This is a genomic window from Streptomyces sp. NPDC006372 (assembly GCF_040612515.1).
Taxonomy (GTDB): Bacteria; Actinomycetota; Actinomycetes; order Streptomycetales; family Streptomycetaceae; genus Streptomyces.
On record NZ_JBEXQJ010000044.1, the window covers coordinates 1 to 21,293 of the forward strand.

The 21,293-nt window shown below is 71.0% G+C and carries 19 protein-coding genes; 8 read left to right on the forward strand and 11 right to left on the reverse strand.

Translation table 11 applies throughout. The features are described from left to right. A partial coding sequence (locus ABZ016_RS38015; RefSeq protein WP_356921317.1) for a helix-turn-helix transcriptional regulator occupies positions 1-1,156 on the reverse strand: 1,156 nt, incomplete at its 3' end. Between the two features lie 75 nt (positions 1,157-1,231). After that, complete coding sequence (locus ABZ016_RS38020) at positions 1,232-1,831, reverse strand: DUF998 domain-containing protein (RefSeq protein ID WP_356921318.1); 600 nt, start codon at positions 1,829-1,831, stop codon at positions 1,232-1,234. 150 nt (positions 1,832-1,981) lie between these two features. On the opposite strand from ABZ016_RS38020, the gene ABZ016_RS38025 reads away from it, so the two are divergent. The 5 genes from ABZ016_RS38025 (at position 1,982) to ABZ016_RS38045 (ending at position 6,380) form a co-directional block, all read left to right on the forward strand. Beyond that, entirely contained in the window at positions 1,982-2,980 is a 999-nt protein-coding gene (locus tag ABZ016_RS38025) for an inorganic phosphate transporter (protein ID WP_356921319.1), read from the forward strand. 58 nt (positions 2,981-3,038) lie between these two features. Next, complete coding sequence (locus ABZ016_RS38030) at positions 3,039-3,842, forward strand: DUF817 domain-containing protein (RefSeq protein WP_356921320.1); 804 nt, start codon at positions 3,039-3,041, stop codon at positions 3,840-3,842. A 125-nt stretch (positions 3,843-3,967) separates the two neighbouring features. Further along, a complete protein-coding gene (locus ABZ016_RS38035) occupies positions 3,968-4,798 on the forward strand; it encodes a PP2C family protein-serine/threonine phosphatase (RefSeq protein ID WP_356921321.1) in 831 nt (276 codons plus the stop codon). Positions 4,799-4,849: 51 nt separating this feature from the next. Next, the gene (locus tag ABZ016_RS38040) at positions 4,850-5,860 is read left to right on the forward strand and encodes an MASE1 domain-containing protein (RefSeq protein WP_356921322.1); all 1,011 of its coding nucleotides are present in this window, start codon (positions 4,850-4,852) and stop codon (positions 5,858-5,860) included. Positions 5,861-5,870: 10 nt separating this feature from the next. Continuing rightward, positions 5,871-6,380, forward strand: a complete 510-nt coding sequence (locus ABZ016_RS38045) for a molybdenum cofactor biosysynthesis protein (RefSeq protein WP_356921323.1) — start codon at positions 5,871-5,873, stop codon at positions 6,378-6,380. A 21-nt stretch (positions 6,381-6,401) separates the two neighbouring features. Here ABZ016_RS38045 and ABZ016_RS38050 read toward each other — a convergent pair whose 3' ends face one another. The 3 genes from ABZ016_RS38050 to ABZ016_RS38060 all read right to left on the reverse strand — a co-directional run bounded on the left by ABZ016_RS38050 (position 6,402) and on the right by ABZ016_RS38060 (position 9,325). Continuing rightward, complete coding sequence (locus ABZ016_RS38050) at positions 6,402-7,064, reverse strand: YceI family protein (protein ID WP_356921366.1); 663 nt, start codon at positions 7,062-7,064, stop codon at positions 6,402-6,404. 180 nt (positions 7,065-7,244) lie between these two features. After that, positions 7,245-8,063 carry a transferase gene (locus ABZ016_RS38055; protein ID WP_356921324.1) on the reverse strand — a complete coding sequence of 273 codons (819 nt, stop codon included), beginning with the start codon at positions 8,061-8,063 and terminating at the stop codon, positions 7,245-7,247. Continuing rightward, positions 8,060-9,325 (reverse strand): glycosyltransferase family 4 protein, encoded by a 1,266-nt coding sequence (locus ABZ016_RS38060; protein WP_356921326.1) that lies wholly within the window; start codon positions 9,323-9,325, stop codon positions 8,060-8,062. The genes ABZ016_RS38055 and ABZ016_RS38060 overlap by 4 nt, the downstream gene beginning before the upstream one ends. A gap of 219 nt (positions 9,326-9,544) precedes the next feature. Here ABZ016_RS38060 and ABZ016_RS38065 point away from each other — a divergent pair, with 219 nt between their 5' ends. After that, positions 9,545-11,266 (forward strand): VanW family protein, encoded by a 1,722-nt coding sequence (locus tag ABZ016_RS38065; RefSeq protein WP_356921327.1) that lies wholly within the window; start codon positions 9,545-9,547, stop codon positions 11,264-11,266. A gap of 127 nt (positions 11,267-11,393) precedes the next feature. Next, positions 11,394-12,785, forward strand: a complete 1,392-nt coding sequence (locus ABZ016_RS38070; protein ID WP_356921328.1) for a Tat pathway signal sequence domain protein — start codon at positions 11,394-11,396, stop codon at positions 12,783-12,785. 46 nt (positions 12,786-12,831) lie between these two features. On the opposite strand, the gene ABZ016_RS38075 is transcribed toward ABZ016_RS38070, so the two are convergent. The 6 genes from ABZ016_RS38075 to ABZ016_RS38100 all read right to left on the reverse strand — a co-directional run bounded on the left by ABZ016_RS38075 (position 12,832) and on the right by ABZ016_RS38100 (position 19,818). Beyond that, a complete protein-coding gene (locus ABZ016_RS38075; protein WP_356921329.1) occupies positions 12,832-13,614 on the reverse strand; it encodes a carbonic anhydrase in 783 nt (260 codons plus the stop codon). A 164-nt stretch (positions 13,615-13,778) separates the two neighbouring features. After that, positions 13,779-15,995 (reverse strand): catalase/peroxidase HPI, encoded by a 2,217-nt coding sequence (gene katG, locus ABZ016_RS38080; protein WP_356921330.1) that lies wholly within the window; start codon positions 15,993-15,995, stop codon positions 13,779-13,781. A 51-nt stretch (positions 15,996-16,046) separates the two neighbouring features. Further along, positions 16,047-16,484 (reverse strand): Fur family transcriptional regulator, encoded by a 438-nt coding sequence (locus ABZ016_RS38085; protein WP_356921331.1) that lies wholly within the window; start codon positions 16,482-16,484, stop codon positions 16,047-16,049. A 157-nt stretch (positions 16,485-16,641) separates the two neighbouring features. After that, entirely contained in the window at positions 16,642-17,577 is a 936-nt protein-coding gene (locus ABZ016_RS38090) for a CoA ester lyase (protein ID WP_356921332.1), read from the reverse strand. Beyond that, positions 17,567-18,784, reverse strand: coding sequence for a CoA transferase (locus ABZ016_RS38095; protein ID WP_356921333.1), 1,218 nt, complete (start codon positions 18,782-18,784; stop codon positions 17,567-17,569). The genes ABZ016_RS38090 and ABZ016_RS38095 overlap by 11 nt, the downstream gene beginning before the upstream one ends. A 110-nt stretch (positions 18,785-18,894) precedes the next feature. Further along, the gene (locus ABZ016_RS38100) at positions 18,895-19,818 is read right to left on the reverse strand and encodes a LysR substrate-binding domain-containing protein (RefSeq protein WP_356921334.1); all 924 of its coding nucleotides are present in this window, start codon (positions 19,816-19,818) and stop codon (positions 18,895-18,897) included. A 130-nt stretch (positions 19,819-19,948) separates the two neighbouring features. Between ABZ016_RS38100 and ABZ016_RS38105 the strand changes: the two genes are divergently transcribed. Then, positions 19,949-21,286: a citrate:proton symporter gene (locus ABZ016_RS38105; RefSeq protein ID WP_356921335.1), complete on the forward strand. Its 1,338-nt coding sequence runs from the start codon at positions 19,949-19,951 to the stop codon at positions 21,284-21,286. Positions 21,287-21,293 lie beyond the last annotated feature (7 nt).

The window sequence follows — 21,293 nt, forward strand, 5'->3', positions numbered from 1 at the left end:
GCGCACAGTCCATCGGGTGTTCGCCCAGCGACCCGGGCCGGTGTTCCCGGTGCCGTCTGCCCGAGTCGTCCGGCTCACTCGCGCGGGTCGGCGGGTTGAGGGCGGTCATCAGTTCCAGGCCGGTGACCGCCGTCGAACCGCACGGCGTCAGCACCCGCGCCGCGTAGGTGCCCAGCACCCGGGCCAGTTCGGCCGGCTCCAGCTCCGCGGCCTGCCCCCAGGAACGGGCGTCGAGCGCACCCCAGGAGGGGACGCACAGTTGCACGCAGTGCCGCCGACCGCCCTCAGCGGGGCGGTAGATCCGTGCCCAGGGTCCGAGCCCGCGCCGGGTCAGCCGCCAGTTCGCCTTGTCCAGTTGCCTGCAGACCTTGTGCTCGTCCGGGAGCCGCCCGGAGAGGCGTTCCGAGTCCGTCAGCCGGACAGGAAGTCCGTAGCGCTCCAAGGCAGCGGCGGTGAGCACCAGCAACGGGTCCGTGTCCCTGCCGGAGCCGTGCAGCTTCTCCGCACCGAGTTGTGCCTCCTTCAGCGTCCACTCCACCAGGGCGGGCAGCGACCTGGCGGGCACGTCCGTCACCAGACCGCCGATGCCGTAGCCGGTCACGCGGCGATCGGCGTCCGCGTCGAGGACCAGCAGGGGGCCGTTCGCGAACCGGGGGGCGTCGTCCGGCCGCGGAGGGCCCGCCTGGGCGTTCGGCTTCCGCGCGGCCGGATGCGGGGGCGCCGGTGAGGGGCCGGAGTCGGCCGGACGTGCGACGGGAACCGTCCGCCGCGGGGGGTTCTTCCTCGTGTCAGCATCGTCGGGGGGCGGCGGTGACGTCGGCGTCCGAGTGGTCAGGTCCCTGGGCGCCTTTGGTGCGGGAGCCTCGGGCGTGAGCGCCTCGGGTGCGGGAGTGTCCGCTGCGGGGGTGTTCGGATCGGGGGGATAGAGCTGGGCCAACTGCTTCAGCAGGCGCGCGTACGCGTCACGTTCCGGCGGACGCGGTTCCGTCTTGCCGGCCTCCCAGCCGCCCACCGTCGCTCTCCGGACCCGCAACGCGGTGGCCACCTCGTCCAGGGTCAAGCCGTGCGCCAGACGCAGCCGCTTGCGCTCCGTCGGCGGTGGCAGTGGCGAACGGGACGCGACGAGTGCGTCGACCGCCTCGAACAGCTCGGACATGCAGGACCTCCCGTTCCGCAACCGTATCGTGAAGCGCACTTTTCGCGTACGGAACACGCACCCATCGCATGGACGTCAAGTGGGGAACTCTTCGCGCGCGGACCCGCGCAGGCAGGAGAGGACGACCATGAGAGGCCAGAGCGACTGAAGAGTCGTCACCGTGCGCTCGGCCACGCCCGCGACGCCTTGGAGGTGCAGCTCGATCAGGAACCACGCCGCGCCCACCGCCATCACGGCGGTGGCCGCCAGGCACGAGAGGGGACGCAGCGCCCAGGGCACGGCGCCGCCCCTCCGGGCGGCCAGGACCGGCCAGGCGGCGAGGAGGATGAAGCCCGCGGTGGCCACCGAACCGTGGCTCAGGGAGCCGCCGCTGCTCGGTGCCGGGAGCCCCGCCACCGCGAGCGCAGCGACACCGCCGGCCGCCAGGGCCACCCGTCCGGGAATCGCGGCCGGGCGAAGGCCCCAGGCGGTGAGGAGGTGGCAGGCGCCCACGGCGACGAACGCTCCCGTCATCACCCAGGACCCCGAGCTTCCGGGAGCCGCCAGGACACTGATCGTCTGGGCGGCGGGGTCGTAGGCGGGGCCTTGCAGTGAGGCCGCCACCAGCCAGCCCAGGATCAGCGCGGCAGGCGCACAGCTCGACGGCAACAGGACCCATTTGGCAACAGAACGCACCAGGACACCGTAAAACGCCTCACCGTACCTCTCGTCCCACCCGTGCGGCTCCGGGCGGGTCTCCCGGAGGGTTTCGCGGCACGATGGGTCCGTGCGGCTGCGGCGGCCGTGGACGTCGGCGCACTGTCCGCGTGGGAAAGGTGATCAGGCATGGAGCTCACTCTGGTGGTGCTGATCATCGTCGTGGGGCTGACGTTCGACTTCACCAACGGTTTCCACGACGCGGCGAACGCCATCGCCACCTCGATCTCCACCAGGGCCCTGACGCCGCGCGTGGCACTGGCCATGGCCGCGGTGATGAACTTCTTCGGCGCCTTCCTGGGGACCGGGGTCGCCGAGACCGTCGGCAGTGGCATCATCGGCGCGCCCGAGGACGACTCGGGCCTGTTGCTGGTCCTGTGCGCGCTCCTCGGAGCCATCGGGTGGAACCTCTTCACCTGGTGGCGGGGGCTTCCCACCTCGTCCTCGCACGCGCTGATCGGTGGGCTGGTCGGTGCCGCGCTCGCCGCCTCCGCGACGGTGCACTGGTCCGGCATCGTGGACAAGGTCGTCCTGCCGATGGTGCTGTCCCCGCTGGTCGGCGTCTTTCTGGGGTACGCGCTGCACACGGCCATCCTGTGGGTGTTCCGCCGCGCGAACCCCCGCCGCACCACGCACCGCTTCCGTATGGCGCAGACCGTGTCCGCCGCCGCCATGGGGCTGGGGCATGGGCTTCAGGACGCGCAGAAGACCATGGGCGTCATCGTGCTCGCCCTGGTCACGGCAGGGTGGCAGGACGGCTTCTCCGTCCCCGTGTGGGTGATCGCCGCCGTGGCGGCCGCCATGGCGGCGGGTACCTACACGGGCGGGCGTCGCATCATCACCACCCTCGGCCGGCGCATCGTGCACCTCGATCCGCCACGCGGGTTCGCCGCCGAGACGGCGGCCGCGACCGTGCTGTACACCACCGCGTTCCTGGTGAAGGCGCCGATCTCCACCACGCAGACGATCACTGCGGCCATTCTGGGCGCCGGCGCCACTCGGCGTGCGTCGGCGGTGCGCTGGCAGGTGGCGCGCTCGATCGTCACCGCCTGGGTCCTGACGTTCTTCGGCGCCGGGATTCCCGCGGCCGTGATCTACCTCGCCCTGCACGCCCTCACCGGAGTGTGATGCCCCGGAGGCCGGCCGGCGCAACCGCCGGCGGTGCGGGCCCGTCCTACTGGGCACCATGATCCCTTCAGGTCTCACCGGCTCCTGGGCCGCACCGGTCCGGCAGCTGCTCGACTTCGCCTGGACACAGACACGGGCGTGCGCGTTCGCCATCGCGCTGCTCTCCGGCGTGGCCGTGTCCACCCTGCTGCCGGAACTTCCCCTGGCGCGGTACGACTTGCTGGTGGTCTACGGCGTGCTGCTCACGCTGCTGTTCTGGCTGCGCGGCTGGGAGAACGGGCGGGACGTCGCCGTCATCACGGCGTGTCATGTCATCGGGCTGGCCTTCGAGCTGGTGAAGGTGGCTCTCGGTTCGTGGAGCTACCCCGAGCCTGCCGTACTGAAATTCGCCGGCGTGCCGTTGTACGGAGGGTTCCTGTACGCGGCTGTGGGCAGCTACGTGTGCCGGGCCTGGCAGCTGTTCGATCTCGGACTGGTGCGTTACCGGCCGCGGGCGACGGCGGTGGTGGCCGCTGCGGTGTACGTGAACTTCTTCAGCCATCACTGGCTGCCCGACGTGCGCTGGGTGCTGGCCGGGCTGCTGCTCGCCGTCACCCTCGGGACGTCGGTGTGCTTCACGGTGCGGGGTGTGCGCCGCAGGATGCCGTTGGCGTTGTCGTTCGTGCTGATCGGGTTCTTCCTGTGGGTGGCGGAGAATCTCGCCACCTTCCTGGGCGCCTGGCGCTACCCCTATCAGGAGCACGGCTGGGAGCCGGTCGGGGTGGAGAAGTTCGGCGCCTGGGCATTGCTGATCAGCGTCACCTTCGTTCTGGCGGCGGTCGGACGGCGTACGGACTCCGAGGCGGACCACTCGGTGGAGTGACGGAGGTCCGGGATGCGCGACTCGTCGCCGGGAGCGTCGCTTGCGTATCATCCTATGGACGTAAATTAGGTGATTTGCCTTCGAGGGTGTTTCACCGACCGTGGCCATCCTCGCCGGAGTGATCAATGTCCCGCACGGGCACGACGGACGACGGCGACGAGCTGCTGACCAGGCTCGGAGCCCTGACGGCACAGGCGCGCGCGCAGGCCGAGATGCAGCGGTCCCGGGTGGAGCTGGCCATCGCGCTGCAGCGCGGCATGCTTCCGCGGGATCTGCCCGTCGCCGACCGGCTGCATCTGGCCGTCCGGTACACGCCCGCGTGCCAGGGGCTCAACGTGGGCGGCGACTGGTACGACGCCTTCACCCTGGGCGACGGCCGTATCGGCCTGTCCATCGGTGACGTCCAGGGGCACAACATCGAGGCGGCCGCCTTCATGGGGCAGGTACGGGCCGGGCTGCGGGCCCTGGCCTCCGTCACCGGCGAGCCGGGCGAGGTCCTGGCCCGGACCAATGAGCTGCTGCTCTCCCTGGGCTCCGACCTGTTCGCCACCTGTACGTTCATGCGACTCGACCCGTGTGCCGGAGTGCTGGAGAGTGCGCGGGCGGGGCACCTGCCCTGTGTATGGGCCACGGCGAACGGGAAGTCCGGTGTCACCGAGGACGAAGGCGGGCCTCCCCTGGGCATCCAGGCGGGCATGCCGTATCCGGTGACCCGGTACGAGCTCACCACAGGCGGGATGTTCGTGCTGCTCACGGACGGTGTCGTGGAGGGGCCGTCGATGCGGCTCGAGGAGGGCCTCGACCAGGCGGTGCGGCTCGCCGGCATCGCGGCGGTGGCGGGCATGGACGTGGACGCGCTCGCTGCGGCCCTGATCAAGGGTGCCGAGCGGGTGGGGCACGACGACGACGCCGCCGTGCTGGTGGTCGGCCTCGACGGGCCGGACACTAGGCCATAGGGCCGCAAGGACCGCGCCGTCACCTCGCCGAGACCACGGCCTCGGTGTCTGATGGCTGCTGTGGAGGCTAGCCAGGATCTGCGCACGCCGGTCGTCCTCGCTCTGCAGACGCTGGCCGTCGCCGCCTGCTACTACGCCTCGGGGCAGCTGGGCCTGTTGCGGGAACTGGTCGTCGAGGGCTCGGTCGTCACCCCGATCTGGCCTCCCACCGGTGTGTCGGTCGCCTTCCTGCTCATCCTGGGGCTGCGCTGCTGGCCGGGGATCGCACTGGGGGCCTTCGGCGTCATCCTGTCCCTCACCTCCCCCACCCCTTCGGCGTTAGGCGTCCTGGCGGGAAACACGGCCGCGCCGATCGTGGGGTACCTGCTGCTGCGCCGGGCCGGTTTCCGCACCGATCTCGCGCGCCTGCGGGACGGTCTCGCGCTGGTGTTCCTGGGCGCGTTCACCGCCATGCTGGTCAGTTCGACCGTGGGGGCCGGGCTCCTGCTCGTCACGGGCAAGGTCGAGTGGACGAGTTTCTGGGCCGTGTGGCTGGCCTGGTGGGTGGGGGACGCGATGGGCGTGCTGATCGTCACCCCGGTGCTGCTTCTGCTGTCCCGCGTCCGCCGGCCGCTGCGGCTGTCGCGCTGGAAGGAGGCCACCGGCCTGGCGCTGATCGCCTGCTGCCTCGTGCCGCTTGCCGCGCACAGCTCGATCAGTGTGCTGTTCCTCGTCTATCCCCTGCTGATCTGGGCGGCTCTGCGCTTCCAGTTGGCGGGCAGCATGCTGGGCGCGCTCTTCGCGTCCGTCCTGGCGACGGTGGCGGCGACGGACCGGGTGGGGCCGTTCGAGCGGCTGACCCGGGTGGAGGTGATGATCAAGCTGCAGGCCTTCAACGGGGCGATGGCCCTGACGGCGCTGATCCTGTCGGCGGTGATCACCGAGCAGATCAACACGCGACGGTCGGTGCAGCAAGCGTGCCAGGAACTGGTGGAGGTCCTGGAGCATCTCACCGCGGGCGAGTCGGCGGACGGCCGGGCGCCTGTGGAGGAGGGCGGGTACGGACGCAGGCAGGACGAATAGGGTGGTCGTCATGACCGAGGCGGAGGTGCTGCAGCTGCTGGTGTCGCCCGCGCACCGGCTGGCCGGACGGCCCTCGGACGGGCCCGCGGCCGGCCCGCCGGACGAGCGGGTCCCCCTGGTGGAGGTACGCCGTGGCCTGGGAATCGTGGGCGACCGCTACTACGCACGGCCCGCCCATCGGAATGCGGCGGTGACCCTCATGGCCGCGGAGAGGCTCCCCGTGGACATCGACGGGTCCGCCGATCTTCGGCACACCCGCCGGAACGTCCTGCTCAAGGGCGTCGACATCGACGCCTGCGTCGGTGCGACGATCGCGCTCGACTGCGGCACCGGGCCCGTCGTGTTCGCCGTGAACCGTCCCGCCCGGCCCTGTGCGTGGATGGACGTGACCATCGGCCCCGGGGCACAGCGCGCCCTGCGAGGTGGGGGCGGTGTGCGGTGCACTCCGCTGAGCGACGGGGTGATCACCCTCGGCCCGGCGACGTTCCGTGTCGCGGCCGGGCCCGACGACACGGCATGAGCCGTACCGCCGCGTAGGGCGTCAGCCGCCCGACGGGGCCAAGCGGATCGCCGCGATGTCGAGTTGCAGGCGTACCTTCTCACTCACCATCGCGCCGCCCTCGGCCAGCCTGCTGTTGTAGGTCAGGCCCCAGTCTGAACGGTTGATGGTGGTGGTGCCGTCGAAACCGACCCTTTCGTATCCGAAGGGGTCGGTGACATGTCCTATGTAGGTCATGTCGAGTACGACGGGACGCGATACGCCTTTGATGGTGAGCTCGCCCGACATGCGAAAGAGGTCGGCGCCCGTGTGTTCCACCGCGGTACTGGTGAAGCGCATACGCGGATAAGTCGCGGCATCGAGGAAGTCACGGCCGACCAGGTGCGCGTCGCGTTGTTCCACCCCGGTGTCGACACTGGAAGTGAACAGTGTGATGTCGGCCCGTGACCGTGCGGGGTCGTAGGCGTCGAAGTAGAGCCTGCTCTCGTACTCGAGGAAACAACCGCGCACGGTGGTCACCATGGCGTGGCGGACGGAGAAGCCGATCCTGCTGTGCGCGGGGTCGACGACCCATTCACCGGTGAGATTCGCCAGGCCGGGGTCGGGCAGCACGGCGGTGGGGGTGGCCGCCGCGCCGGCGGGACGCTGTGGGGGGACGGGCGGCGCCTGCCGACGGGACGGCACGACGCGGTTGAACAGGTTCATGGTCCACCTAGGTACTTGAGTTTGGTTATGGCCGCAAGTCCCCTCCTCGTTCACGTGCGTTGAGAAGGAGTACATAACCCCTCCCGCCGCCGCTTTGCACAGAATCCACACACCCCTGTCGCGACGCACCGACGAAATACCCATCGGAAACGCCATGGTTTTTCATCTCGGGCATTTCGACTATTCGGTCGTCTTCACCTCGATCGCGAGGTCGTTGTCGACCGTGTAGTAAGGGCGCATGACCGATCCGGCCGCCGTCATTGCCGGATACACGTACACGTGCTTGCGGTCCGCCACGTCGTCGAGCAGCCGGGCGATCCTGATCGGCGGTGCGTCCGCGTCGGGCCGGACGAAGGCGTCCCAGATCCCGCCGGGTCCCGCACCCGTGAGCGTCAGATCCTCGGGGCCGGCGGTGAAGGAGAAGCCCCTGCCGTCCTCGTCGATCCGGGGGCGGAGATTCCGCTCGGTGTCACCGCCGCGCAGGCGCAGCCGGACGGTGGCGTCCTGCTGGAGGGCGGCACCGTGCAGGCGGGCCGTGACCGTGACGGCCCGGTCCGTGACGTCGATGGTGCGGGCCTCCGCGTGGGTAGCGCGCCGCCAGGCCCGGAGCGCGAGGAAGCCGTCCTTCGTGACGTACGGGATTCTGACGGTGACCGGGGAGGTCCGGTCGCGGAGGTGCCCGTCGACGAGGGCGCGCAGGTCTCTGAGGCCGGGGCGCAGCCGCTGTCGTTCGGCTCCGGGCTCCGGCAGCAGGTAGAGGTCCCAGCGGCCTTCGTCGAGGGCCGTGCGTGGTTCCAGTACGGCGCGCAGGGGGCCGTCGGTGTGGCCGGGCTCCAGGTCGAGGAGGTGGCGGGTGGTCTCGGGGCGGCCCTTCTTGGGGCGCAGCCGCAGCAGGAGCTGGGGGCGGGCGCCGGCTGCCGCGGGGAGGCGGAAGGCGATGCGGCCGTCGGCGTCGGTCGCGCAGTCGGTGCGCAGGCGGGTGTCGTGCTGAGTGGTCATCGTCGTCCCTTCCGGATCGCGCGCAGGGCCCCGGTGGCCGCGGCGTGGGCGGCGTCGCGGGCGGCATGGCCACGGCCGGTCAGTGCACTGTGGGTGCGGTGGTCCTGCTCGGCGGTGCTGCGGCCCGTGGCTCTGGCCGTGACGGCTTGCTCCAGGATGCGTTCGGCCTGTGCGACGACGGGGCCGGGCGCGAAGCGGCGCGCGTTCTCCAGGGCGGTGCGGCCCATGCGGCGGCGGCGTTCGTCGTCGCCGACGAGTTCCAGCAGGGCAGCGGCGAGGGCGTCACGGTCGCCGACCGGTACCAGCCGGCCGTCGGCTCCGTCCTGGATGATCTCGCCGGGGCCGTAGGGGCAGTCGGTGCTGACCACGGGCAGTGCGCAGCGCATCGCCTCGACGATGGTCATGCCGAACGGCTCGAAGTTCGACGTGGCCGCGCCGATCGAGGCCTTGGCCCATTCAGCCTCCATGGGGGTGGCGGCCCCCATCAGGAACACGTTGTTCCACAGCCCGAGTCGTTCGATGAGCTGCCGCAGCGCGGGCTGCTCCTCGCCCTTGCCGTAGATGCGCAGCTGCCAGTCCGGGAACGCGGCGGCGACCTGGGCGAACGCCTCGATGAGCAGGTCGTAGCGCTTCACCGGGACCAGCCGGCCGGCGGCGATCACGACCTTGGCGGTGCCGTCCGCGGGGGGCAGCGCGGGGTCGGGGACGCTGTTCGGGAGGGCTTCCACGTGGACGCCGGGCAGCCACATCTTGCGCCGGTAGGCGGCGGCGTCCGCTTCCGTGACGGTGGTGATCACATCGAGTCGCCGGTAGGCGCGACGCAGCGCGGTGCGCAGCCGGGGCGAGTGGTTGTCGAGGGTGAGGTGCTCCTGGCCGACGCGTATGACGTGCTGCGGGGCCTGGCGCGCTATGTGCACGTTGAGGCCCGGGCGCGTGCCGATGACGACGTCCGTGTCGAGGGCCTCCAGGCATTCGCCGATCCGCTGGTCGGTGAGCTCGCTGTACTGGTGGTGGCGGTACTCGGCGGCGGGGAAGACCTTCGCGGGTCTCCGGTGCAGCGGATGGTCCGCTTCCTTGCGCAGGTCGACCAGCGCGCGCAGCCGGACCCGGGGGTCCAGGGCGAGGTTCGGGTGTTCCCGGTGGCGTAACGCGGAGACGATCTCCACGTCATGCCGCTCGGCGAGCGCCCCGGCCAGGTTGAACGTGGTGGTGATCGTGCCTCCGATTCCGTAGGCGTTGTGGATCAGGAAAGAGATCTTCATGCAGGCCTAGACCGTGTCAACGACCCCACAGTTGTTCGTCGTTACCACTCTGTGGCCGTGGTCGGCCGACGGACCCGGTCCAGCCGATTTCACGATGATCTAGGACATAAGTGGTCTGGGCCATACCGGTGTGCCGCCCCCGTGTGGATAGCTTGGGGTGTTTGCCCGCAGCAGTGCCGCGTCACCGGGTGCACCCTCGTTTCGATCTTCAGGAGACCCATGCGCCCCCGAACAGCCTCCGTCCCCTCGCGCATCGCCTCTCTCCCGCCCCTGGCCCTGGCCGGCGGGGCGCTGGCCGTGGGCGTCGGCGGTCTGTATCTCACCGGGCTGATGCTCATGGGCGGGGAGATCGACTCCGGCACGACGGTGCGCGGGGTGGACATCGGCGGTCTGAGCCGTGCGGAAGCGGTGCGGAAACTGGAGCGCGCCCTGGGACCGGCCGGTGCGCGGGGCCTGCCCGTGAAGGTCGGTGACCGCACGGGCACGGTCGATCCGCGGCGCGCCGGGCTCTCCTACGACCTCCGGGAGACGGTCGACCGGGCGGCGCGCACCGGCGCCGATCCGATCGGTGTGTTCGGTGGGCTCTTCCGCTCGGGCGGCGCCATCGAACCTGTCGTGCGGGTCGACGAGGGCAAGGCCCGGGACGCCCTCGGACAGCTGGCGAAACGGCTCGGCCAGAAGGTCCGGGACGGTGCGGTCGGCTTCGAGGAGGGGCGGGTCGAGCAGGTGGCACCGCGCACGGGGTACGCCCTCGACGTCCAAGGTGCGGTCGCCCCCCTCCGCGCCTCTTTCCTGCGTGGTGACGCCGGCGCGGTGACGGTCCTGCCCGCCCGGGAGACCCGGCCGAAGGTCACGGTCGACGAGGTACGGCGGGCCGTCCGCGACTTCGCGGAGCCTGCCATGTCGGCACCCGTCACGCTCACCGCCGGCGGCAAGCGGTTCACGGTCCGGCAGGAGGTGCTGGGTGAACACCTGGCCATGCGGCCCGACGGCAGCGGCACACTGAGACCGGAGCTCGACGCGAAGGGGCTGCGCGACGATACCGCCGTGGCCGGGCCCCTGAACGACGTCACCGCCACCCCCGAGAACGCCAGGCTCCGGCCGGACGGCGACAAGGTCGTGGTCGCCGAGGACGCGACGCCCGGCCGGGAGGTCACCGACAAGGCGCTGCGCAAGTCCGTGCTGCCGCTGCTCACCAGATCGGGCGACGCCCGCAGCGGCGAGGTGGAGGTGCGCGAGATCCAGCCCCAGGTGACCCGGGAGAACGCCGCGGCACTGGGACTGACCGAGACGATGTCCTCCTTCACCGTCCACTTCGAACCGGCCGAGTACCGCACGAAGAACATAGGCCGGGCCGTGGACCTCATCAACGGCTCCGTCGTCACGCCGGACGAGACGTGGAGCTTCAACCGGACCGTCGGGGAGCGCACCGAGGCCAACGGATTCGTCGAGGGCATCATCATCCTCGACGACAAGTTCACCAAGGCGTCGGGCGGTGGCGTCTCGTCCGTCGCGACGACCCTGTACAACGCCCTGTTCTTCGCCGGGGTGAAGCCCGTGGAACACGGCGCGCACTCCTTCTACATCGAGCGCTACCCGGAGGGCCGCGAGGCGACGGTCGCCTGGGGCAGCCTGGACCTGAGGTTCACCAACGACTCAGGCAAGGCGATCTACATCCAGGCCGAGTCCACGGACACGTCCGTGACCGTCTCCTTCCTCGGCACCAAGCGGTACGACGAGATCAGGTCGGTCAAGGGGCCGCGCACCGAGGTGAAGGAGCCGGAGAAGAAGGTGAGCCACGACAAGGAGTGCGTGCCGCAGACGCCGCTCGAAGGGTTCGACGTCACCGTGGAGCGGGTCTTCTACGACGACGGCCGGGAAGTGCGGCGGGAGCCGTACCGCACGCACTACACGCCGCGTGACGAGATCGTGTGCGAGTGATCCCCACCGGCTGTTCACCAAGCCGCGCAACTCTCCTTTTCCGAACAGGGCGTTGACCCTCCCCCGGGGCGCCAGCACAATGAGCGCGCATCGCTGAGAGCGCTCTCACGAGCCCAAGGGGAGATCCATGACTGGCAGACAAGGCCCGGCGCTCAGCCGGCGTTCGCTCATCGGGGCCGGGCTCGGTGCGGCGGGAGCCGCCGCGGCCGGATCCGGACGAGCCCTCGCGGCAGGTCCGGCCGGTGCCCGTCCGGCATCGGCTCAGGCCCGGGGGCGGGCCTTCCTCGCCGCCGCCATGGACGCCTACCCCGACCACGGCGGCATCCGCCTGGCCCAGAGCTACACCGACCAGGCCGGACTGTTCAGCACGGCGTTCACGTACGACAACGCCCTGGCGGTCCTGGCCCACCTCGCGGGCCGCACCGCCGACGGCCTGGCCCGGGCCGAGCTGCTGGGCGACGCCTTGCTCCACGCCCAGAGCCACGACCCGGTGTACGACGACGGCAGGCTGCGGCAGGCCTACAACGTCGGCCCGTACACCTTCTACGACGGTTCCCGGCAGCCCGACGGCTTCGTACGGCCGGACGGCACCGCCAACGTCGGCACGCAGTTCGGCTTCACGGGTACCGCGGTGGGCGACATGGCCTGGGCGGGGATCGCGCTGAGCGCCCTCGCCCGTCGCACCGGGGCGCGCCGTTTCCTCACGGGTGCCCTGCGGATCGGCGAGTGGATCGAGCGGACCGGCCGTACGGACGAGCCCCTGGGCGGCTACAAGTTCGGTGTCGACGGGGCGAATCAGAAGCTGCCGTTCACCTCGACCGAGCACAACACCGACCTGGTCTGCCTCTTCGGGCGGCTCGCCCGGCTCACCGGTGACCGGGTGTGGCTGGAGCGGCGTGCACGGGCCGAGGCGTTCGTGCGGCGGATGTGGGAACCGTCCGGGGGCTTCTTCTACACCGGCACGAACGACGGTGTGACGGTGAACAGGTCCCCGGTCCCCGAGGACACCCAGACCTGGACTCACCTCGCGTTCGGGTCCCGCACCGGTCGCTACGCCCGTTCGCTGGACTGGGCCGTGGCCGAGCTGGCCGTCCTGGACCACTCCGGCCGCACGAACAGCACGGTGCCCGCGGGACAGTCGTACGAGGGGGTCACGTTCAGTTCGGCGAGCCTCCTCGCGAACGAGGAAGCGCCGATCGCCGAGGGGCAGCCCGAGCCGGACCGTCAGGGCGTGTGGTTCGAGGGGACGGCTCATCTCGCGCTCGCCCTGCGGGACCGCGGGGCGCGTGGTGACGAGGCGCGGGCCCGGCGTCTGCTCGCCTCGGTCGAGCGGGCCCAGGACCGGCTGGGCGGGAGCCAGACCGTCGGCGGCAGGGCACTTCCCGAACGCTGCGGGGTGGTGTCGGCGAGCAGTCCGCTGGACACGGGGTTCGGCTTCGGCTACTACCCGTACCGGCACACGGGCGCGACCGCCTGGTACCTGATGGCGGCGGCGCGCTTCAACCCGTTGGGGGTCTGACAGGGTGGCCCGGTCCGCTGTCGCGTGCAGCGGACCGGGCGGGTGCTCAGGCGACGCGGTGGACCGCCTGGGTCGTCAGTTCGTATCGGGCACCGACGATCGCCAGCCGGCCGGCGGCGACCCGGGCGGCGAGTTCGGGCTCCGCCGCCAGCCGGGAGCGTACGAGGCGGACGTTGGCGCTCACCGTGGCGTCGATCCGCGCGTCCCCCTCCTCGCCGTGGTCTATGGCCGGGCCTATCTGGTCGACGAGGTACTGCATGTGGGCGGGCAGGCGTTCACCGGACTGCTCGGCCTCCACGGCCGCGCGGACCGCGCCGCACGACTGGTGGCCGAGTACGACGACCAGAGGTATGGCGAGTTCCAGGACGCCGTAGGCGACGCTGCCGAGGACGGCCTCGTCCAGGACCTCGCCGGCGGTACGCACGGTCATCAGGTCCCCGAGCCCCTGGTCGAAGACCAGTTCCGGGGGTACGCGCGAGTCGATGCAGCCGAGCACGACGGCGAAGGGGTGCTGGGCGGTCGCCAGCGTCCGTCGCAGGGCGGGGTTCTCGTGGGGGTGGCGTTCGCGGTAGGCGCGCCAGCGGCGGTTGCCTTCGGCCAGTTCCCTGAGGGCCTCGTCCGGTGTGCCGGGCCTCGGAGGTGTGCCCGGAGCGGGGGTCGTGGCGGTGGCCTGCGGGGCGGCTGCGAGGCCGACGCCGAGGGCCACGGCACCGGTCAGCGCGGTGCGCAGGACGGTGCGGCGAACGGTGCCCTCGGGGATCGGCCGTGAACCGTCGACGGGGTGCGGTTCAGGCCCGCTGCCTCTGTGGGAGGTGGTGTGTGAGTTCACGACCAGAACGTATGCCCGAGTCCGGGAACGGCCCGGTTCCTTGCCGTTTCATGGTGAGAGTTGGGTAAGTGATGTTCTTACCTTGAACGGCCTTTGACGGTGCTTCAGCGAGAACGCGGGACGCCCCGGGCGGTGGCCCGGGGCGTCCTGTCATGCGGAGGTGCTCAGACCAGGTCGAACCGATCCAGGTTCATGACCTTGACCCACGCCGCGACGAAGTCGTTCACGAACTTCTCCTTCGCGTCGTCGCTCGCGTAGACCTCGGCGAGGGCCCGCAGCTCGGAGTTCGAGCCGAAGACCAGGTCGGCGCGGGAGCCGGCCCACTTGACCTCGCCGGTGGCGGCGTCGCGGCCCTCGAACGTGGTCTGGTCCTCGGACGTGGCCTTCCACGTCGTGCCCAGGTCGAGCAGGTTGACGAAGAAGTCGTTGGTCAGCGAACCGGGCGTCTTGGTGAGGGCACCGAGCGGGGACTTCTGGTAGTTGGCGCCCAGCACCCGCAGGCCACCGACCAGGACGGTCATCTCGGGGGCGCTCAGGGTGAGCAGGTTCGCCTTGTCGAGCAGCAGGAACTCGGCCGGCAGGCGGTTGCCCTTGCCGAGGTAGTTGCGGAACCCGTCGGCGACCGGCTCGAGCGCCTCGAAGGACTCGGCGTCGGTGTGCTCCTCCGTCGCGTCCACACGGCCCGCCGTGAACGGGACCTGCACCGCGAAGCCGGCTTCCTTGGCGGCCTTCTCGACCGCGGCGGTGCCGCCGAGGACGATCAGGTCGGCCAGGGAGACCTTCTTGGCGCCGGTGTTGAACTCCTGCTGGATGCCCTCCAGGACGCGCAGCACCTGGGCCAGCTCGTCGGGCTCGTTGACCTCCCAGCCGCGCTGCGGCTCCAGGCGGATGCGGGCGCCGTTGGCGCCACCGCGCTTGTCGCTGCCGCGGAAGGTGGACGCCGAGGCCCAGGCGGTGGACACCAGCTGCGAGACGGACAGGCCCGACTCGAGGAGCTTGGTCTTGAGGATCGCGATGTCGCCGTCGTCGATGGGCTCGCCCTCGGCCACCGGCAGCGGGTCCTGCCAGATCAGGGTCTCCGCCGGGACCTCCGGGCCGAGGTAGAGGGACTTCGGGCCCATGTCACGGTGGGTCAGCTTGAACCAGGCGCGGGCGAAGGCGTCCGCGAACTCCTGCGGGTTCTCGTAGAACCGGCGGGAGATCGGCTCGTAGATCGGGTCGAAGCGCAGCGACAGGTCCGTGGTGAGCATCTTCGGACGGTGCTTCTTCGACGGGTCGTGCGCGTCCGGGACGATCTCCGGGGCGTCCTTGGCGACCCACTGGTGAGCGCCGGCCGGGCTCTGCTCGAGCTCGTACTCGAACTCGAAGAGGTTCTTGAAGAACCCGTTGCTCCACTGGGTCGGGGTCGTGGTCCAGGTCACCTCCAGGCCGGAGGTGATGGCGTCCCCGCCCTTGCCGGTGCCGTAGGTGCTCCGCCAGCCCAGGCCCTGCTCCTCCATGGAGGCGGCCTCGGGGTCGGCGCCGACGTTGTCGGCCGGGCCGGCACCGTGGGTCTTGCCGAAGGTGTGGCCGCCGGCGATCAGGGCGACGGTCTCCTCGTCGTTCATCGCCATGCGGCGGAACGTCTCACGGATGTCGCGGGCCGCGGCGAGCGGGTCCGGGTTGCCGTTCGGGCCCTCGGGGTTGACGTAGATGAGGCCCATCTGGACGGCGCCGAGCGGGTTCTCCAGCTCGCGGTCGCCGGTGTAGCGCTTGTCGTCGAGCCAGGTGGTCTCGGGGCCCCAGTAGACGTCCTCCTCGGCCTCCCAGACGTCCGCGCGGCCACCGGCGAAGCCGAAGGTCTCGAAGCCCATCTGCTCCAGGGCGACGTTGCCGGTGAGGATCAGCAGGTCGGCCCAGGAGAGGGACTGGCCGTACTTCTTCTTCACCGGCCACAGCAGACGGCGGGCCTTGTCGAGGTTGCCGTTGTCCGGCCAGCTGTTGAGCGGGGCGAAGCGCTGCTGGCCGGCGCCGGCGCCGCCGCGGCCGTCGCTGATGCGGTAGGTGCCCGCGCTGTGCCAGGCCATACGGACCATCAGGGGGCCGTAGTTGCCGAAGTCGGCCGGCCACCAGTCCTGCGAGGTGGTCAGCACCTCGGCGATGTCCTGTTTCACGGCCGCCAGGTCGAGGGCCTGGAACGCCTCGGCGTAGTCGAAGTCCTTGCCGAGCGGGTTGGCCACCTCGGGGTTCTTGGCGAGGATCTTCAGGTTGAGGCGCTCCGGCCACCACTGACGGTTGCCGCCACCCTGGGTGGGGTGCAGGGCACGGCCGTGCGCGACCGGGCAGCCGCCCGTCTCCTCCGGCTTCGCGTCAGTGACGATCGCGTCGTGGTTCTCGGTCATGGAAATCCTTCCGGACGGGGTACATCACGGTGCTCGGGTGGATCACATTGCTCAGGAACTGCGGGCGGTGGAGCAGGCAGGGCACAGGCCCCAGTAGATGACCTCGGCCTCGTCGACGGCGAAGCCCCGGTCATCGGACGCGGTCAGGCACGGGGCGTGACCGACCGCGCAGTCCACGTCGGCGACGGTCCCGCACGACCGGCACACGAGGTGGTGGTGGTTGTCGCCGACCCGTCCCTCATAGAGGGCCGGGCTGTTCGGTGGGTCGAGGCGGCGTATGAGTCCCGCCGCGGTGAGTGCGTGGAGCCCCTCGTAGACGGCTTGGACGGAGATGTGGCCGACGCGGCCGCGCACCTCGGAGGCGATGGTCTCGGCACCGAGGTGGTCACCGTCCCGCACGGCCTCGAGCAGCGCGACGCGGGCGGCCGTCACTCGCAGGCCGGCACCGCGCAGCTCCTCGGCGGTGGTCGGGGTCGGGGATGCGGTCATGCGGGACAACCTATCCACACAAACACGAGCCGTTCAAGAAAACGAACGGTTCAATTTCGGTGTCGCGGACGTGACCCCTTGTGCGGCCGCTCACGCGGCAGTTGTGAGCTGTGCCACAGTCAACATGATCGTGCTCCGGAGCGGTGCCGGGATGGTGTCAGCCGTGTCCGTGTCGCGCCAGCACCGCACGTGCCGTTTCGGCCATGGCCTCGTCGACCATCCGGCCCTCGAAGGTCAGGGCGCCGATGCCGTCACGCTGGGCCGACTCGACGGCGGCGACGAGGCGGGCGCAGCGGTCGAGTTCTTCGGGGGTGGGGGCGAAGACCTCGTTGATCACCGGGACGTGGGTCGGATGGATGGCCATCATGCCGTCGTACCCGAGGGCGCGGTTCTGCTCGGCGAAGGCGCGCAGGCCCGTCAGGTCGGTGATGTGCGTCCACAGTCCGGTCACCGGGTACGGCGCTCCGGCGGCGCGGACGTCCAGCAGGACGCGGGAGCGCAGGGCCCGGGTCTCCGTGCCCTCTCGGCTCCAGCGGTAGCCGACCGCGCGCTCCACGTCTCCCCCGGGTGCGGTCAGCGCCCCGACGTGTGCGACCCGAGGGGCCGTCGCGGAGATGTCGTAGGCGTCGTGCAGGGCGCGGGCCGACTCCAGCAGGGGGACGAGTGCCGTCGCTCCGGTGGGCAGGCCGTGCTCGTGTTCGCACCAGCCGAGCAGGCGGTCCGCGAGTCGTACGTCGGCGGCGGTGCGCACCTTGGGCAGGACGACGCCGGCCAGTCCCGGGCGTACGACGGCACGCAGTTCCCCGGCGGCGGTCCAGTCGTCGAGCGGGTTGATCCGGACGAACAGGGCCATGTCGTCGGCCGGTTGCGCGGCGGCCTCCGCCAGGGCCTCGGTGACCCGGGCACGGGCGAGCGGTTTGTCGACGGCCGGGACCGCGTCCTCCAGGTCGAGGATCACGGCGTCGGCGCCGGCGGCACGGGCCTTGGGGAGCCAGTCCGTGCGGTGGCCGGGGACGAAGAGCAGGGAGCGGAGCGGGCGGCGAGGCGAGGGGTGGGACCGGAGGCGGGGTGAGGTGCGGGGGTCAGACGACATCGTTCTTCTCCAGGTCGGCCAGTTCCCGCTCGCTCAGTCCCAGCCAGTCGCGGTACACGAGGTCGTTGTCCTGACCGAGTGCGGGCCCGGTGCGCCAGACCTGCCCGGGGCGGCGGCGGAAGTGCGGGATGACCGCCTGCATCCTCACCTCGCCCAGGTCGGGGTCGTCGACGGTGACGATGTCGCCCCGTTCGGCGTAGACCGGGTCGGCCGCGATGTCGGCGGCGTCGAAGACACGGGATGCGACGACCTCGGCGCGGGCGAACTCCTCCAGGCACTCGGCGCCGGAGCGGTCCGCCACCCAGGACCGCAGTCCTTCGTCCAACTCCCCGCTTCGTGCGTGTTGTTGCTCCGAGGTGGCGAACTCCTCCCCGGGCAGGCCCAGCAGCCGTGCCACGTTGCGTACGGAGCGCAGGGTCGCGGAGGTCACCGTGATCCACTGCTCGTCGCGGGAGCGGTAGGTGTTGATCACGGCGGCGGGGGCGACGGCCAGCTGGTTCCCGGTGCGTTGCGGCACCACGCCCAGCTGGTCGTGGACGATGACCTGCCACTCGACCAGCCGGAACAGGGGCTCGAACAGGGCGAGGTCGATCCACTCGCCGTCGAAGTCGGGGTCGTGGTCGCGCCGGTGCAGGGCGGCCAGGACGGCGTAGGCGCCCATCAGGCCGGTCACGGCGTCGCCGTGCGAGAAGCCGGTGTGGACGGGCGGCCCGTCCGGGTGACCGGTCAGGTGCACCACGCCGCTGCGGGCCTCGCCCATCTTGCCGAAGCCGGGGGCGTCGGCCTGACTGGAGGTGGCGCCGAAGCCGGAGATCTGCAGCAGCACCGCCTTCGGGTTGATCCGGTGCACGGCCTCCCAGTCGAGACCCCAGCTGCGCAGGCGCCCGGCGCGCAGGGTGACGATGACGACGTCCGCCCAGGCGACGAGGCGGTGGGCGACCTCCCGGCCGGACGCGTGGTGCAGGTCGAGGGTGACGGAGCGCTTGTTGCGGGCGGCGACCTTGAACCACAGGGGAACTCCGTCGCGTCGGGGGCCCATCGCGCGGGCGGCGTCCCCGGCGCCGGGGGGTTCGACGTGGACCACGTCCGCGCCCTGGTCGGCGAGCATGGAGCCCGCGAGCGGGCCGGCCACCACGTGGGCGAACTCGACGACCTTCAGTCCTCGCAACTGCCCTTGTCCCGTGGTGTTCCGCTGGTCGTCCGACACTGACGTGTCCCCTCTCGGCTGCTCCGGTTCTTCTTCAGACTGCCGAGCCGGAGAAATGCCTGTCCAGCAAAAGAGAGCCATCAATCCATGCGTGAAGCGCATCAATTGACTCAGGCCCAGGACACTCCGGGCGGCAGTTCCCTGCCCTGGCCGCGGAAGTGGTCGAGCGTCTCCAGGAAGTGCTCGGTGACGCGCGGGAGGGTGCGGCGGGCACGCAGCGCGATGTCCAGGCGCCGGTCGACCACGGGGTCGACGAGCGGCCGGAAGACGAAGGGTCCGGTGCCCAGCAGGGGCAGCACCAGGGCGGGCAGGGCGCTCACGCCGAGGCCGGCCGCCACGAGTCCGCCCACCGTGGCGACACTGCCGGCCTCCGCCGCGGGGGCGGCGTGTGCGTCGACCTGACCGAAGGCGGCGTCCGTCAGCCGGCGCACGCTGGAGTCGCGCCCGACGGCGAGGAAGGGCTCGCGCGCCAGGTCCGCCCAGCCGACCTCGTCGCGGGTGGCGAGCGGATGGTCCTCGCGCAGGACCGCGACGAACCGGTCCCGGACGAGGGGGCGGTGTTCGAGGCGGTCCGGCGGTACGCCGACCGTGGTGATCGCGAAGTCGGCGTCGCCGGACAGGACCCGGTTCAGCACGGCCCGCTCCAGGCCGTCCAGCAGACGTACCGCGACCCGCGGCCGGGCCTCGCGGAAACCGGAGATGACCTGCGGGAGAAGGACGGCGGCGACGGAGGGCAGGGTCGCGACGGCGACGGTGCCCGACTCGCCGAGCAGGAAGCGGTCCAGTTCGTTCATCCCGGCCCGGTGGGCGCCGAGGATCTGCTCGGCGATGCGCAGCGCCTCGGCTCCGGCGGCCGTCAACTGCACGTTGCGCGTGTCGCGTTCGAGCAACTGGGCCCCGACCTGCCGTTCCAGGTCGGCGACGGCGCGACTGAGGGACGACTGCGAGACGCCCAACCGGGCGGCGGCCGCGGTGAAACTCGTCGCCCTGGCGACGGCCGCGTACGCCGAGAGCTGACGCAAGGTGGCCTCCATGGCCGGGAAGCGTACGTCAACGCGGACCGATTGATGCGCGGATCGCATGAAGAGATCCCGGTTTGATGCTGGACATGGATCTTCCGGCGCTCGGACACTCTCGGCTATCCCCGAGAAAGCGAGCATCGCCATGCCGGCAGCCCTGGGCTTCGCCACGATCGCCCTGTTCCTGTTGCTCACCATGACCAGACGGGTGTCGGTGCTGGTCGCGCTGGTGGTGCTGCCGGTGCTGGCCGCGCTGGCGGGCGGGTTCGCGGGCGACTTGGGCGGAATGGTGCTCGACGGGCTGGCGAAGGTGGCGCCCACCGGCATCATGATCGCGTTCGCCGTTCTGTACTTCAGCCTCATGGTGGACGCCGGCCTGTTCGATCCGCTGATCCGCGGCCTGCTGCGGCTGGCCAAGGGCGACCCGATGCGCATCACGGTCGCCACGGCGGTCCTCACGCTGTGCGTGGCCCTGGACGGCGACGGGGCCTCCACATTCCTCATCACGGTCTCCGCGCTGCTGCCCGTCTACCGGAAGGTGGGCATGAGTCCGCTCGTGCTGTCCGGGGTGGTCTGCCTGGGGGCGGGCGTGATGAACATGGTTCCCTGGGGCGGTCCGACGGTGCGGGCCATGGCGGCGCTGAAGCTGGAGAGTTCGGACGTCTTCACGCCGGTGCTGCCCGCGATGGGCTTCGGCATCGCGTGGGTTCTGGTGGCGTCATGGCTGATCGGCCGCCGGGAACGGCGGCGTCTCGGCGTGCTCACCGAGGCGCGTGCGGAGCCGGCCGCCGACCAGCCTGTTCCTACGGCGGCCGCGGCTCCCGGTGACGGGCCGGGGGCCGTCCGGGTCGGCGCGCCGGCGCCGCTCTGGCTGACCGTCTTCAATCTGCTGCTGACCGTCGTGCTCGTCGTCTCGCTGATCCTGGAGCTCATGCCACTGCCCGTGCTGTTCGTCCTCGGGTTCGCGGTGGCTCTTCTCGTCAACCACCCCACGTGGGAACAGCAGCAGGCGCTCCTCGACCGGCATGCGAAGAACGTCGTCCTGGTGACCACGATGATCTTCGCGGCGGGGGTGCTCACCGGCGTTCTGACCGGGACCGGAATGATCGACGCGATGGCCGAGGCGCTGGTGTCCGTGATACCGGACGCCCTCGGTGGCCATCTGCCCGTCCTGGTGGCCGTCACGGGCATGCCGCTGAGTCTGGTCTTCACCCCGGACGCCTACTACTTCGGTGTCCTGCCCGTCCTCGCCGAGACGGCGAACGGCTTCGGCACCGACCCCGCCGAGGTCGCCCGGGCCGCCGTTCTCGGCCAGATGACGACGGGCTTCCCGCTCAGCCCGCTCACCGCCGCCACCTTCATCCTCGTCGGGATGAGCGGTGTCCAGCTCGGTGAGCACCAGCGCTTCATCTTCCGCTGGGCCTTCGCCACGACGCTCGTGATGACCGCCGGCGCCCTCCTCACCGGCGCCTTGTCCCTCTGACCAAGGC